The sequence below is a fragment of the Bifidobacterium moraviense genome (assembly GCF_012932365.1).
GTDB lineage: Bacteria > Actinomycetota > Actinomycetes > Actinomycetales > Bifidobacteriaceae > Bifidobacterium > Bifidobacterium moraviense.
In genome coordinates, this window is sequence record NZ_JAAIIH010000006.1 from 46,853 (window position 1) to 61,025 (window position 14,173).

At 67.7% G+C, this 14,173-nt stretch carries 12 protein-coding genes; 9 read left to right on the forward strand and 3 right to left on the reverse strand.

From position 1 onward, the window contains the following. Positions 1-81: 81 nt before the first annotated feature. Genes pstC through pstB form a run of 3 tightly spaced genes read left to right on the forward strand, consistent with a single transcriptional unit; the run spans position 82 to position 2,860 of the window. Positions 82-1,056 carry a phosphate ABC transporter permease subunit PstC gene (gene pstC, locus G1C96_RS05405; protein WP_335341924.1) on the forward strand — a complete coding sequence of 325 codons (975 nt, stop codon included), beginning with the start codon at positions 82-84 and terminating at the stop codon, positions 1,054-1,056. Beyond that, a complete protein-coding gene (pstA, locus tag G1C96_RS05410) occupies positions 1,056-2,051 on the forward strand; it encodes a phosphate ABC transporter permease PstA (RefSeq protein WP_169275634.1) in 996 nt (331 codons plus the stop codon). The genes pstC and pstA overlap by 1 nt, the downstream gene beginning before the upstream one ends. A 29-nt stretch (positions 2,052-2,080) precedes the next feature. After that, positions 2,081-2,860, forward strand: coding sequence for a phosphate ABC transporter ATP-binding protein PstB (pstB, locus tag G1C96_RS05415; protein ID WP_169275635.1), 780 nt, complete (start codon positions 2,081-2,083; stop codon positions 2,858-2,860). A gap of 1,088 nt (positions 2,861-3,948) precedes the next feature. Here pstB and G1C96_RS05420 read toward each other — a convergent pair. The 3 genes from G1C96_RS05420 to trxA form a co-directional block, all read right to left on the reverse strand. Continuing rightward, on the reverse strand, positions 3,949-5,331 hold the full coding sequence (locus tag G1C96_RS05420) for an NCS2 family permease (protein WP_169275636.1): 1,383 nt from the start codon (positions 5,329-5,331) through the stop codon (positions 3,949-3,951). Between the two features lie 340 nt (positions 5,332-5,671). Further along, on the reverse strand, positions 5,672-6,730 hold the full coding sequence (locus G1C96_RS05425) for an aggregation-promoting factor C-terminal-like domain-containing protein (protein WP_169275637.1): 1,059 nt from the start codon (positions 6,728-6,730) through the stop codon (positions 5,672-5,674). Between the two features lie 222 nt (positions 6,731-6,952). Next, the gene (gene trxA, locus G1C96_RS05430) at positions 6,953-7,297 is read right to left on the reverse strand and encodes a thioredoxin (RefSeq protein ID WP_169275638.1); all 345 of its coding nucleotides are present in this window, start codon (positions 7,295-7,297) and stop codon (positions 6,953-6,955) included. A gap of 207 nt (positions 7,298-7,504) precedes the next feature. On the opposite strand from trxA, the gene G1C96_RS05435 reads away from it, so the two are divergent. The 6 genes from G1C96_RS05435 to G1C96_RS05460 all read left to right on the forward strand — a co-directional run bounded on the left by G1C96_RS05435 (position 7,505) and on the right by G1C96_RS05460 (position 14,136). After that, positions 7,505-8,131 (forward strand): NUDIX hydrolase family protein, encoded by a 627-nt coding sequence (locus tag G1C96_RS05435; protein ID WP_169275639.1) that lies wholly within the window; start codon positions 7,505-7,507, stop codon positions 8,129-8,131. A gap of 87 nt (positions 8,132-8,218) precedes the next feature. After that, positions 8,219-9,163 carry an alpha/beta fold hydrolase gene (locus G1C96_RS05440; RefSeq protein WP_169275640.1) on the forward strand — a complete coding sequence of 315 codons (945 nt, stop codon included), beginning with the start codon at positions 8,219-8,221 and terminating at the stop codon, positions 9,161-9,163. Continuing rightward, a complete protein-coding gene (gene nudC, locus G1C96_RS05445; RefSeq protein WP_335341925.1) occupies positions 9,160-10,323 on the forward strand; it encodes an NAD(+) diphosphatase in 1,164 nt (387 codons plus the stop codon). The genes G1C96_RS05440 and nudC overlap by 4 nt, the downstream gene beginning before the upstream one ends. 144 nt (positions 10,324-10,467) lie before the next feature. Next, a complete protein-coding gene (locus G1C96_RS05450) occupies positions 10,468-12,420 on the forward strand; it encodes a L,D-transpeptidase (RefSeq protein ID WP_169275641.1) in 1,953 nt (650 codons plus the stop codon). 75 nt (positions 12,421-12,495) lie between these two features. After that, positions 12,496-12,897, forward strand: coding sequence for a glycine cleavage system protein GcvH (gcvH, locus tag G1C96_RS05455; protein WP_169275642.1), 402 nt, complete (start codon positions 12,496-12,498; stop codon positions 12,895-12,897). Between the two features lie 27 nt (positions 12,898-12,924). Beyond that, positions 12,925-14,136, forward strand: a complete 1,212-nt coding sequence (locus G1C96_RS05460) for an App1 family protein (RefSeq protein ID WP_169275643.1) — start codon at positions 12,925-12,927, stop codon at positions 14,134-14,136. Positions 14,137-14,173: the final 37 nt, after the last annotated feature.

The following is a 14,173-nucleotide window of genomic DNA, read 5'->3' on the forward strand; positions in this document are numbered from 1 at the left end:
TCACCGCCTTCAATGCTGTAGTCTCCCGCCTCGCGCGGGGCTACAGCATTGCTGGTGTGTGAACGATCGTAAGGAGAGCTTGTGAGTACCCCGCAAAGCAAGGCCGCGGCCGCGGCAGAGATCGACCACGCGGCTTCCGGCAAGAACGCGGACAAGGTGTTCAAGGGGATCGCCTACGGATGCGGCATCCTCATCCTGTTCACCCTCGCCGCCGTGCTGATCTTCCTGCTCATCGAGGCCTGGCCGCTGTTCGGCGGCGATCAGGCCGCCGTGGGCGATCGAGTCCAGGCCTACTCCCAGAGCACCACGTCGAACTTCTGGGTGTTCGTGGGCATCCTGATCTTCGGCACCGTGCTGGTGTCCGCGCTGGCCCTGATCATCGCGTTCTTCATCGCACTGGGCATCGCCCTGTTCATCTCGCACTACGCGCCCAAGAAGCTGGCCACCGGCCTGAGCTACGTGGTCGACCTGCTCGCCGCCATCCCCTCCGTCATCTACGGTCTTTGGGGCTTCCTGGTGCTGGTCCCCGCCATCCAGCCCGTGTGGGACTGGGTCGCGAAGTACTTCTACTGGACGTACATCTTCTCCGGCCCGGTCGCCAACCCGGCGCGTTCCGTGGCCACCGTGGCCATCGTGCTGGCCGTCATGATCCTGCCGATCATCACCTCCGTGTCCCGCGACATCTTCATCCAGACCCCGCGTCTGCAGCAGGAGGCCGCGCTCGCGCTGGGCGCCACCAAGTGGGAGATGATCAAGCTGGCCGTGATCCCGTTCGGCAAGTCCGGCGTGATCTCCGCCGCAATGCTCGGCCTCGGCCGCGCACTCGGCGAGACGATGGCCGTCAAGATGATCCTCGACGGCGGCTACGAGATCTCGGTGCGACTCCTGCAGGCGCACCAGAACCAGACCATCGCAGCGCAGATCGCCGCCAACTACAACGAGGCCACGGACACCACCAGCGTCGCCATCCTGATCGGCGCCGGTCTGGTGCTGTTCCTGCTTACCTTCGTGGTGAACTTCTTCGCCCGTAAGATCACAGAGAAAGCGAACGCCTGATGAGTGCCGCAACGAATTCATCCAGTCAGATCGAGGGCGCGCCGAACATCGACTTCTCCAAGTTCGAGACCACCCGCTCCCATAACGCGGCGCGTCAGCGCAAGGACAGGGTCATGACGGTGCTCATCGCGCTGGCCTTCGTCGTCGCGCTGATCCCGCTGATCTCCGTGCTGTTGACCACCATCGCGGGCGGCATCAAGCGCCTCAACTTCGATTTCCTGTCGCACAACATGCAGGGCGTGTTCGGCGGCAAGCCGACCCCGTCCGGCGGCTACGGTGGCGTGCTGCACGCCATCATCGGCACGCTGGAGATCACCGGCGGCGCCATGATCATCTCCATCCCGATCGGCCTGATGTGCTCCGTGTACCTCGTGGAGTACGCGCGCGGCGGCAGGCTGGCGCACACCGTGAGCCTGCTGGTCGACGTGATGAGCGGCATCCCGTCCATCGTGGCCGGCCTGTTCGCCTACTCGCTGTTCACCATTCTGGGCGGCCCGGGCACCATCAACGGCTTCGAGGGCTCCGTGGCCCTCTCGCTGCTCATGATCCCGACCGTCGTGAAGACCAGCGAGGAGATGCTCAAGATCGTCCCGAACGATCTGCGCGAGGCCTCCTACGCGCTGGGCGTCACCAAGCAGCGCACGATCACCAAGGTCGTGCTGCGCACGGCCCTGCCGGGCATCGTCTCCGGCGCCATCCTCGCCATCGCGCGAGTCATCGGTGAGACCGCGCCTCTGCTCATGACCGCCGGCTTCATCCTGAACACCAACGTGAACCTGTTCAACGGGCCGATGGCCACGCTGCCGGTGTACGTGTTCAAGGAGTTCTCCGACCAGACCGTGACCTGCCCGGCCGCCGCCGGCGCCGGCTGCGTCGAGGACATCCCGACCGAGCGCGCCTGGGCCGCCGCCCTCGTGCTGATCATCATCGTCCTGGTGCTCAACCTCATCGGCCGACTCATCGAGAAGATGTTCGCCGTGAAGACCGAGCGCTGAGTCGTCCGTAATAGCAAAAGGAAATTCACATGGGACAGCGTATTGATGTCAATCATCTGAACATCTACTACGGCGACTTTCTGGCCGTGGAAGATGTGAACCTCCACATCGAACCCAACAAGGTCACCGCGTTCATCGGCCCCTCCGGCTGCGGCAAGTCCACCGTGCTGCGCACGCTCGACCGCATGCACGAGATCATCCCCGGCGCCCACGTCAAGGGCGAGGTGCTGCTCGAGGGCAACAACCTGTACGGCAAGGACGTGGACCCCGTCTCCGTCCGTCGCCAGGTGGGCATGGTCTTCCAGCGCCCGAACCCGTTCCCCACGATGTCCATCCGCGAGAACGTGCTCGCCGGCGTGCGCCTGAACAACCGCAAGATCTCCAAGTCCGACGAGGACGATCTGGTGGAGTGGGCGCTGCGCGGCGCCAACCTGTGGCAGGAGGTCAAGGACCGTCTGGACAACCCGGGCATCGGTCTTTCCGGCGGCCAGCAGCAGCGTCTGTGCATCGCCCGCGCCGTGGCCGTGCACCCGCAGGTGCTGCTCATGGACGAGCCCTGCTCCGCCCTGGACCCGATCTCCACGCTCGCCGTGGAGGATCTGATCAACGAGCTCAAGGGCGACTACACGATCGTGATCGTGACCCACAACATGCAGCAGGCCGCGCGTATCGCCGACTTCACGGGCTTCTTCAACCTGAAGGCCGTGGGCCAGCCCGGTCACCTCGAGTACTTCGCGGACACGAACACCATGTTCAACAACCCGCAGAACGACGAGGCCGAGCGCTACATCTCCGGCCGCTTCGGCTGATCCTTTCCGTCCGCGGCGGACGGTCGCGGTGCGGATGCGCGTGCGCCCTCGGGTGGATGCGCGCCCGCGTCCGCGGCACGACGCGGCGGACGGATCTTTCCCTCTTGGGTCGACCCTCGTGCTTGCCGTACGGCGCACGGGGGTCTTCCCGTATTCGGGCGCGGTGGGGCGTGTGCTGCGACGGAGACGATGACGATCTTGTCCTCCGGGCGCGCGGTGACGTTCGCCCAGTCGGCGAGGTCCACCGGAGCCTGATGCGGGATGTGCGGGGTGGGCAGCGCCTTGAGCGTGGTGGGGAGATCCTTCGACTGCGGCTTCGCCTCCGCTCAGGATGACGGAGGAGGGGGCTTCGCTTTCGCTTGGGATGACGGAGGAGGGGGCTTCGCTTTCGCAGACGGAGGAGGGGGCATCGCTTTCGCAGACGGAAGAGGTATCGCCGTCGCCGGTGGGGCGTGTGTTGCGCGGTGCCGGTGGGGCGTGTGCTGCGAGGTGCGGTGGGGGCGCTGCGCTGTACGGTGCGTTGCGCTGCGTGCTGTGCCGCGCATCCGATCTGCTCATTCTGCGATGTGGCGATGTCGGATTGAGCGGATCCGATGCCGGGGGACGTGGAATCGGACCGTCAGACATTGGATCTGCTCATTGTGCGTAACGGCGGCATCGGATGTGCTCATTCTGCGATGCGGTGATAGCGGATTGAGTGAATCCGATGCCGTAGGACATGAAACCGGGTCGCCAGGTATCGGATCTGCTCAATTTGTGTAATGGCGGCATCGGATGTGCTCAATTTGCGGTGCGGAGGTACGGGATTGAGCGGATCGGATGCGCGGGGCACGAGGCGTGCGGTGCGGCGGCGGGACGAGGTCCCGGTGCATGCCGCGATGCCGACTGCGACCGGCGTGTGGCATACGACATCGGCATACGGTCACGGCGCTACATCGGCACGCGGCACCGGCACGCGGCATCGGCACGCGGCATCGGCACGCGAAAGACCCCCGCAGGGCAATCCTGCGGGGGTCTTACCGGCTGGCTATCTGGGGTTATCTGGGCTATCTGCCCGCTGCTGCGGCACGATCAGCGCGGATCGCGGATCACAGCACGGCCAGCAGGATGAAGTTGAGGATGAAGAGCGCGGAGACGATCCAGATGATCGGATGCACGCTCTTGGCGTCCTTCTTGCAGATCTTCACGATGCAGTACGTGATGAAGCCGCCGGCGATGCCGTAGCTGATGGAGTACGCGAGCGCCATGAACACGGCCGCGAAGAACGCCGGGATGGCCTCGGTGATGTCGCTCCAGTCGATCTCCCTGAGCGAGGCGGCCATCATGCAGCCCACGATCACCAGCACGCCGGCGGTGGCGGCGGACGGGATGGCGGAGATGATGGGGGAGAGGAACGCGGAGAGCGCGAAGCAGATCGCCACCACCACGGAGGTCAGTCCGGTGCGGCCGCCCGCGGCGATGCCCGCGGAGGACTCCACGTAGGTGGTGGTGTTCGAGGTGCCGCAGATCGCGCCGATCGAGGTGGCGATGGAGTCGGCGAACAGGGCGCGGTCGAGCTTGGAGGAGAAGCCCTTGCCGTCCTCCATGTGCTGCATGTCCTCGTCGGAGAAGATGCCGGTGCGGCGGCCGGTGCCGATGAACGTGCCGAGCGTGTCGAACGTGTCGGACATGGAGAACGCGAAGATCGTCACGAGCACCAGCGGCAGCTTGGCCGGGTCGGAGAACAGCGCGGGGAAGCCGTCGGCGGTGAAGATCACGCCGAACGTCTGCGGCAGCTGCGCGAACGTGTCGCCGATGGAGAGGGATTCGGACATGGAGGTCAGGCCCATCGGGATGCCGATCACGGCGGTCACGGCGATGGACAGCAGCATGCCGCCCTTCACCTTGAGCACGGTGAACACGATGGCGAGCAGCAGACCGATGAGGAACAGCCACAGCGTGGGCGTGTTGAGCGTGGCCAGGCCCGGCGTGGCACCCACGGCCTCGGTGGTGGCCTTGTCCGGCGTGAAGGTGATGAGGTCCACGTTGAGCATGCCCACGTAGGCCACGAAGATGCCGATGCCGCCGCCGATGGCGTTCTGCAGCATGGGCGGGATGGCCTCGATGATCATCTTGCGGATCTTGGTGACGGTGATGACGATGTTGATCAGGCCGCACAGGAACACCATGCACAGCGTCTCCTGCCACGTGAACTTCAGACCGAAGCACACGGTGTACGTGAAGAACGCGTTGAGGCCCATGCCCGCGGCCTGCGCGTACGGCACGTTGGCGAACAGGCCCATGACGAGCGTGCCGATGATGGCCGCGATGATGGTGGCCAGGAACACGCCGCCCCACGGCATGCCGGTCTGGCTCAGGATGCTCGGGTTGACGATGATGATGTAGCTCATCGCGAAGAAGGTCGTCAGACCCGCGGTGATCTCGGTGGAGACGGTGGTGCCGTTCTCCTTGAGGTGGAAGAATTTCTCCATGCTTGGAACTCTCCTTGGATTTCTCTCTCCTGCCGCGGATGCGGCGGAAGCGGACTCGGAACGCGGCGCGGCGCGGCGGTGCGCAGAACGCCGTGCGACACGTCGTGCGTGACGACGTGATCGCGGAGGTGGTGCGTCGGGTGCCGTGCGTCCGGTGATGCGGCTGCGATCCGGTCCGAACGGCTCCAGCCTAGCATCGCCGTGCGTCCATCGCGTGACGCGTGAGGCTGACGCGTGACGTGCGCCGCCCGCAACGAGAACGGCTCCCTTCCCGTGCCGGGGTTCGGCGGGGAAGGGAGCCATTCGGCGTCGCGCGTGAGCCGCGGGACGGATCAGCGGATCAGTACCACTTGTGCGAGAGCCAGAACGAGTATGCGCCCTGGATGGAGCCGTAGCGCGAGTTGCAGTAGTTGAAGAACCACTTGAGCTGCGTCTGGTAGTTGGTGCGCCAGTCGTCGCCGAACGCGGCCATCTTGCTGCCGGGCAGCGCCTGCGGCAGACCGTACGCGCCGGACGACGGGTTGGAGGAGTTGACCTGCCAGCCGGACTCGTGGCTGATGATGAACACGGTGGCGGTGAAGTCGGACTCGCTGTAGCCGTTGGACAGCAGGTAGTCGTGCGCCCACTGCTGCATCTCGCCCACGGGGGCAGTGGTGCCGATCGACGCGGACGAGGACGAGCCGGAGTTGGAGCTCGAGGAGCCGGTGGACTTCGCGGCGGCCTTCTTGGTGCCCACGAGCACCACCTTGTCCACCGGGGCGGTCTTGACGTACTTGGCGATGGTGGAGGTGGAGACGACCGTGCTGCCGTTGCGCGTGACGAGGTTGGTGGACTCGACCACGCCGTTGACGCCCTCGGTCTCCACCTTGGTGGTGCCCTCGGCGAGCGTGTCGTCCTGCTTCTCCACGGTGTTGAACGGGATCTCCTCGTCGGAGGTCTCGATGGTGGCGTCGGCGCGCGTGATGGTGATGGTGGTGGATTCGTCCACGGGCTGGTCGAGCGCCGGGGTGACGGTGTCCGTGGGCTCGAGCGTGATGTTGCCGGCCTCGAGGACCGACTTGACGGTGGTGAAGTTCTCGCCGAGCACGATGCGGCTGTCGCCGTTGATGCTGACCGTGACGTACGAGGTGTTGGCGGTGGCGCCGCCCTGGCCTTCGCTGATGGCCTTGCGGACCGTGTCGCGCGAGACCTCGATGCCCTCCATGTTGGTGGCGGAGTAGGCACTGATCTCGGTGGAGTCCGACGAGGCGACGGCGGTGGGCTGGCTGTAGAAGCCGCGCGAGGCGAAGCCGATGCCGATCACGGCAGCGATGACCGTCACTCCCGCTCCCAGGCGCATCCACTGGCGCTTCGTGATGAGCTTGATCGCGGCGGTGTGGGCTGCGTGATGGCGAGCCATATCACTCCTTGGATTCGTTTGCAGATCCTCGGCGGCTTCGGCCCTGTCATAGGCGCAACGTGTGCCGTCGGCGTACACAATTCCTACATACTAGTCCGAGGAGGCTAGATATGCCAATCGAGGGGATCCGGGCAAACTAGATATGGGATCGCGGTAAACGTTGGACCCGTTGCGGTCGCTACGATGCGGCCGTCGCGGGTCCAACGGGGAATCCGCGTGACGTCACTCGGCGTTGGCGGCGTTCAGGTCGAGCTTGCGCGCCTGGGCGATGAGGTCGTCCAGATCGGCGGCACGCAGCGCGCCGGCCTGCTTGAAGATGATCTGGCCCTTCTTGGCGATCATCAGCGTGGGCACCGCGGAGATGCCCGCGGCGGCGGCGAGATCTTGGTTCTGGTCGATGTCCACCTTGGCGAAGACGATGTCCGGGTTCGCCTCGCTGGCGGCCTCGAACACCGGTCCGAACGCCTTGCACGGGCCGCACCAGGTGGCCCAGAAGTCCACCAGCACGATGTCGTTGTCGGTGACGGTCTTCTCGAAATCGGCGGAGGTGATCGCACGCGTAGCCATAATCGGTTCCTTTCCCTTTCGGCGTTCATCAACGCGGTCGCTGTTCCATCAGCTGGAATCCAAGCATTCCAGCACCAATGGACGCCTCGGCGCCGCGTTCGCCGTGGGTGGAGCGCCCCGCGCGTCGCGGGTTCGCCGCGTGCGCGTGGCCCGTCGCGTCCGTGTCGCGTCATGCGCTCGTCATGCGTTCGCCCGATAATGGGGGCCATGCCAGTCTTGAATGATGAGGTGCCGGATCCCGACGACTTCGACGCCGACCGTCCGCGCGGAGAGTTCGACAACATCACGCCCGAGGACTTCGTGCGCGGCAGCGGCCATCACAATCCGCCCGGGTGGTTGGGCCCGGCGGACATCGACCGCGCCCGCCGCCAGCTGCCCATCGCGTACGTGGAGATCGTGCCGGTGCGCGTGGACGACCTGGGGCGCGTCAACCGCGTCGGCTCGCTGCTGCGCGTAGGCGACGACGGGGACATCGAGCGCACGCTGATCACCGGCCGCGTGCTGTTCCACGAGTCGCTGCGCGAGGCCATCGCCCGCAACATCGCCAAGGATCTGGGCGACATCGCGCTGCCGGTGCTGCCCAGCAGCCTGCAGCCGTTCACCGTGGCCGAGTTCTTCCCCACGCCCGGCGTGAGCGAGTTCTACGATCCGCGCCAGCACGCCATCGCGCTGTGCTACGTGGTGGCGATCGCCGGCGACTGCAAGCCGCAGGACGAGACGCTGGACGTGGAGTGGGTGGATCCCCACAGCGAGGTGCTCGACCAGTTCGTGGCACAGATGCCCAACGGTCACGGCCGTCTGGTGCGTCAGGCGCTGGCGTGGGCCGGCGTGTGAGCCGGCGTGCGGCCCGGCGGATGCCGGATCGGACCCGAACCCGTTGCCCGCGAAGGGCGTGATCGTGTGGAGGACGCGATGGATGCGATGCGCATAGTGAACCATGTCTACAGCCGGGCGCCGAGGCACGGCGTGGGCGGCGCGCAGGACGTGCCGCTCGTGCTGGTGCACGCCTTCCCGGTGGACCACCATATGTGGGACGAGTGCGCGGCCAGGATCGCCGAGCAGGCCGAACGCGAGGGACTGGGCACGCTGACGATCTGGGCGCCGGACATGCCCGGGGCCGGCGAGGGGCCCGTCCCGGACGCCGCGGCGAGCGGCCCGATGGCCGACGACGGCGCGTACCCGCAGGCGCTGGACCGCATGGCCGACGCCTACGTGGCGCTGCTGCGCGAGGCCGGCTACCGCCGCGCCGTGTGGGCGGGGCTCTCGATGGGCGGCTATCTGGTGCTGGACATCCACCGCAGGCACCCGGACGCGGTGGCCGGCATCGCCCTGTGCGACACCAAGGCGGACGCGGACGGCCCGGAGGCGCACGCCAGCCGCCTGTCCATCGCCGAGACCATGGAGGCCACCGGCACGCGCGAGCCGATCATGCACTTCGCGGCGGCCAACCCGCTGCGCGACTCCACGGTCAAGCGCTCGCACGAGTTCATCGCGCGCATGACCGCGCTCATCGAGGCGCAGGACCCCAGGGGCGTGGCGTGGCGCGAGCGCATGGCCGCCGGACGCCCGGACCTCAACGACCAACTGCAGCTCATCACCGTGCCCGCGGCCGTGGTGTGCGGCGACAAGGACCCGTCCAGCCCGCCGGCGGTGATGGGGCCGATTGCCGAGCGCATGACCGGCACCACGCCGGCGTTCACGGTGATCGAGGACTGCGGGCACTTCTCCGCGATGGAGCACCCCGACGAGCTGGCGCGTCCGCTCGTGGCGCTCATGGCGCGCGTGCGCACGCTCGACGCGATGCGCGAGGACGGCGACGCCGAGGACGCCGCGAAGGACGACGCCGCGAAGGAGGATCGCGCGTGACGACGCAGCAGACGGTGCAAACGACACAGACGCAGCGGACGACTCCCGCGGCTTCCTTTTCCTCGCTGGCCCTCACGCAGGTGCTGCCGTTCCTGCCGCTCGCGCAGGGCGACATCGACTATCAGGTGTCCCGCCGCGGCGAGGAGTGGCTCATCGACGCGACGCTCGCCGAGCCGTCCACGCGCGTGATGTTCGTGGACGCCGGCCGACTCGCGGTGCCGCGAGGCGAGAGCATGAAGGTGAACCAGTCGGCGGCGCGGATGCGTCTGGCCACGGTGCCGGGCGCGTACGTGGCGGCCGATCTGGCCGCGCATCCCGGCGCGTTCGCGGTCTTCCTGGGCGCCTACGGCTCCGGGGAGCGGCTCGAGCACATCGTGGCCGTGGACGTGACGCGCGCCTCGCGGCCCGTCCGTGCCGACGATGCGACCGCCATCCCGCACGCGGCGAACGTGGGCGCGGACGACGCGTTCGACGCCGACGCCGACCGTCCCGGCGCGTCCGACTCCGGGCGGTCGCCGTCGATCATCGAGCAGGCGCACGACCGCTTCGACTGGGTGGACCTGCGCGGCTTCGCGCCGCACGCCTCCGCGCGCGAGGCCGGACTGGCCACCAGCGCGGCCAGCATCAGCATGTGGCATCGCGGCCAGCGCCACTGCCCGTGCTGCGGCGCGCCCGTCGCCCCGGCGCTGGGCGGCTGGGCGCAGCGCTGCACCAACGCGGACGACGGCGAACGCATCCTCTTCCCGCGCATCGAGCCGGCGGTCATCACGGCCGTGGTGGACGCGCAGGACCGTCTGATGCTGCAGCACAACGCCGCGTGGCACGGCAACCTGTATTCGGTGTCCGCTGGGTTCGTGGAGGCCGGCGAGAACCTGGAGCACGCGGCGCGCCGCGAGGCGAAGGAGGAGACCGGCGTGAGCGTGGGCGAGCTGCGGTATCTGGGCTCGCAGCCGTGGCCGTTCCCCGCCTCGCTGATGATGGCGTTCAAGGGCCGTGCGCTGGACGCGGACATCCACGTGGACGGCAAGGAGACCACCGACGCGGTGTGGATGACGCGCGACGAGTACACGCAGGCGGTGATCGCCGGACGCATGGACCCGCCCGGCAAGGCCACGATCGCCCGCTACATGATCGAGGAATGGCTCGGGCGCGAGCTGTGAGCGTTCACGTCCCGGGGGACGAGGAATCCGTGTGTGATCTTCGTCTCATCGGGACGCCGATCACGCCTCCGGCGAAATCCGAGGGTCACTCTCGTCGCGTATAGTGAACGGCAGTGTGACCTTAGTGATTGTTAAGGACCAGCCATGAGTGAAGAGACGAAGCCGTTCGATCCGCAGGAGACCATGCCGATGCCGCCCGTGGGCGACACTCCGCAGCGGTTCGATTTCCAGTCGGCGGATCGCATTGCCGAGGGCGACGAGGCCCCGACGGTGCCGTTCGTGCCGCAGATGCCGGAGATGCCCACGGTGACCATGCAGCCGATCGATGCGACGTTCGCCGAACCCGCCGCCGCGCCCGAGCCTCCCGCGCCCGCCGCTGCCGCCGCGCCGCTGCCGCAGGCCGAGCCGGTCTTCGCGCAGACCGCGGCGCAGCCGGTCATGCCGTCCGCGTCCGCCCCGGCCCCCACCACCGAGCACATCCCCGCCGTCAGGACTGCCGTCATGTCCGACTTCGAGGAGCTCTCCATGCCCGCCGGCACGCGCGCCGGCCGAGTCCGAGGCCGCGGAGGCAGCGGCTCCGGCGACGGCGCCGCCGCGCTCGCCGCCCGGCCCGGCGGCAGGCGCCACGTGGGTCTCATCGTCACGCTGTGCGTGTTCGCGGCCCTGCTGGTGGCGATGGTCGGCGGCTTCTTCGGCGCCCGCGCCTACTTCACCGACCGCGTCGCCCCCGGCGTCACCTTCGCCGGCCAGAGCCTGACCGGCAGCACCGCGGACCAGGTCCGCGCCGTGGTGGAGTCCAAGGTGGCCGATTCCAAGGTGGCCGTCACCACCACGTCCGGCGCCTCCGTGACCGCGTCGCTCAAGGACCTCGGCGTCACCGCCGACGTGGACGCCACGGTGAACGAGCTGCTCGCGGCCAAGCCCGCGGACGGGTTCGCCGGCACGATCGCCCGCATCAACCCGTGGAGCGCGCAGGACGTGACGCTCACGCTCTCCACCGACAAGTCCACGCTCGCCACCTACCTCACCGGCGAGCTCGTGCACTCCGACCAGCAGGCCGTCGCCTCCTCCGTGGCCTACGACGAGGCGAGCAAGCAGTACGTGGCCACCACCGGCAAGGAGGGCCAGACCCCGGATCCCAAGCCGGTGGAGCAGGCCATCGCCTCCCTCGCCGCCGCGCCCGGCACCACGGTGAACGCCAGCGTGGACTACGAGTCCGTGGCCATGCCCATCACCGGCGAGACCGCGCAGCAGGCCGCCGCGGAGGGCAACAAGCGCCTTGCCTCCAAGCTCGTGGTGAACAACGGCGCCAAGCAGAGCTTCACGGTCCCGGCCGAGGAGATCGCCAAGTGGATCTCCTTCGACGCCGACCCCGAGGCCGGCACCATCGCCGTGAAGTACGACGATCAGGCCGTCAGGACGTACCTCGCCTCCCAGCTGCCGGACGCCCTCAAGCAGGACATGGTCAAGGCCTCCGTGGTGACCGACAAGAACGGCAAGGTGCTCATGAACACCGTGCAGGGCGTGGACGGCGTGAACGTGACCGACACCGCCGACGCCGCCGCGCAGGTGATCGACGCGCTGCACAACGGCGCCGACGTCACCGCCACCGCCAAGACCGAGGTCACCAAGTACGAGACCGAGACGCGCGTGGTGGACTACACCAGCCCCAACGGCGACCCGCACATGGTGGTCAACCTCAGCGAGCAGAAGGCCTACGGCTACCGCGGCTCCACGCTCGTGGCCACGTTCAACATCTCCTCCGGCAAGCCGTCCACCCCGTCCGACAACGGCACGTTCTTCGTGTACGTCAAGTACGAGTCCAAGACCATGCGCGGCGCCGACTACGTGAGCCCCAACGTCCCGTACGCCACGTTCTACAACGGCGGCGAGGCGTTCCACGCGGCCAAGTGGAACCCGGACGGCATCGCGTCCGGCCAGCCGCGCTCGCACGGCTGCATCAACATGAACCTGGCCGACGCCAAGTGGGTGTACGACAACATGCCCGTGGGCGCGATGGTCGAGGTGGTCGGCAGCACGCCGGCGTCCGTGAACCCGGCCGATCCGAACGCCTACGGCACCCCCGTGCGCAGCTGAGCGCGGCGGGTCGCGGGAGGCGCGGCCGGATGGCGGCGTCTTCACGCAATCATCACGCCGTGTTATGGTGTCGGTATGAGCGATGAAGACAACAAGCCGCTGAACCTCGACATCCCCGACCACCTGTCGTACTCCGAGGACCACGTGTGGGTGGACCAGTCGGCCGAGCCGTCGGTCGTGGGCGTGACCGACTACGCCGTGAGCCAGCTGGGCGATCTGGTGTTCATCGATCTGCCCGAGCCCGGCACGCAGGTGCAGGCCGGCGACGAGATGCTCGAGCTGGAATCCGCCAAGGCCGTGGAGCCGGTGATCGCGCCGGTGGCCGGCACCATCCGCTACGTCAACCAGGGCGCCGCCGACGATCCGAGCGTGGTCAACAACGACCCGTACGGCGAAGGCTGGCTGGTGAAGATCGAACTGGACGACGACGAGCCCGAACTGCTCGACGCCGAGGGCTACGCCAAGCTCATCCGATAGGCGGTCCGGCAGACGAATAGGCACGACATGAGCGATCCGAAGCACATGCGCGGCGAACGTCACGAACGCCACGAGCAGCGTCCCATCCGCGCGCGGCGCACCACCACCATCGTGGACGCCGCGTCGTGGCGCGAGCGCATCGAGAACCAGCCCATCATGGTGCGCGCCGGGCGGCGGCTCATCACCCGCGGGTTCGGCCTGTGGACCATGCTCTCCTCCCTGTTCACCACCCAGCTGGGGTGGTACCCGCGCGTGGAACCCTACGTGGGCTACGGCACCGAGGACTACTCGCGCCTGATCTGCCGCACCGTGCGCGCCCCGGAGAAGGGCGAGGCCGGCACCCTGATGCGCGGCATCCGCGGCATGCTCACCGTGCCCGCGCCGCACACGCAGGTGCGCATCCGCGTGGACGAGCGCCCGCTGGAGACCGTGCAGCTGGGCGCCTCCGAGGTGTACGACCGCGTGGACCCCGCGCGCTCGCAGCCCAGCCGCTTCGCCGTGTCCGACGACGCCGGCTACCTCGATCTGGTGGCGGACCACCATCTGGCCCCCGGCAAGCATCAGGTGGCGTACAGCGTGGAACGCCGGCACGACGTGACCGCCCCGCTGTTCACCATCCCGTCCACCGCGCAGGTGGGCATCATCTCCGACGTGGACGATACGATCATGGTCACGCAGGCCCCCACGCTGTGGAAGGCCGCGTACAACCTGCTGTTCCTCAACCCGCGCAAGCGCGCCGTGGTGCCGGGCATGAACGTGCTGTTCGCCAAGATCGCGGACATCTTCCCGGACGCGCCGTTCTTCTACCTGTCCACCTCGCCGTGGAACGTGGAGACCTCCATCCGGCACTTCATCCGGTACCAGGGCTACCCGGAGGGTCCGCTGCTGCTGCGCGACCTGGACCCCCGCCCCAAGACGTTCATCCCCTCCGGCGTGCAGCACAAGCTCGAGTTCGCCGAACAGCTCATGGCGGACTTCCCGCACATGCGCTTCATTCTCATCGGCGACGACGGCCAGAAGGACCCCACCACGTACGCCACCATCGCCAAGCGCTACCCGGGGCGCGTGATCTGCATCGGCATCCGCCAGCTCACGCCCAAGGAATCGCCGATGGTTCCGCAGTTCGCCGGCGTCACCGCCACGCAGCCGATCCCCGTCACCGACGTGCCCGTGTTCACCGGCACCACCGGATCGAACCTCATGAAGACGATGCTGCCGTATCTGCGGCACAACGCATAGGGCGAACGCATAGGGCGCCGGTGTAGCATGAGGGCAC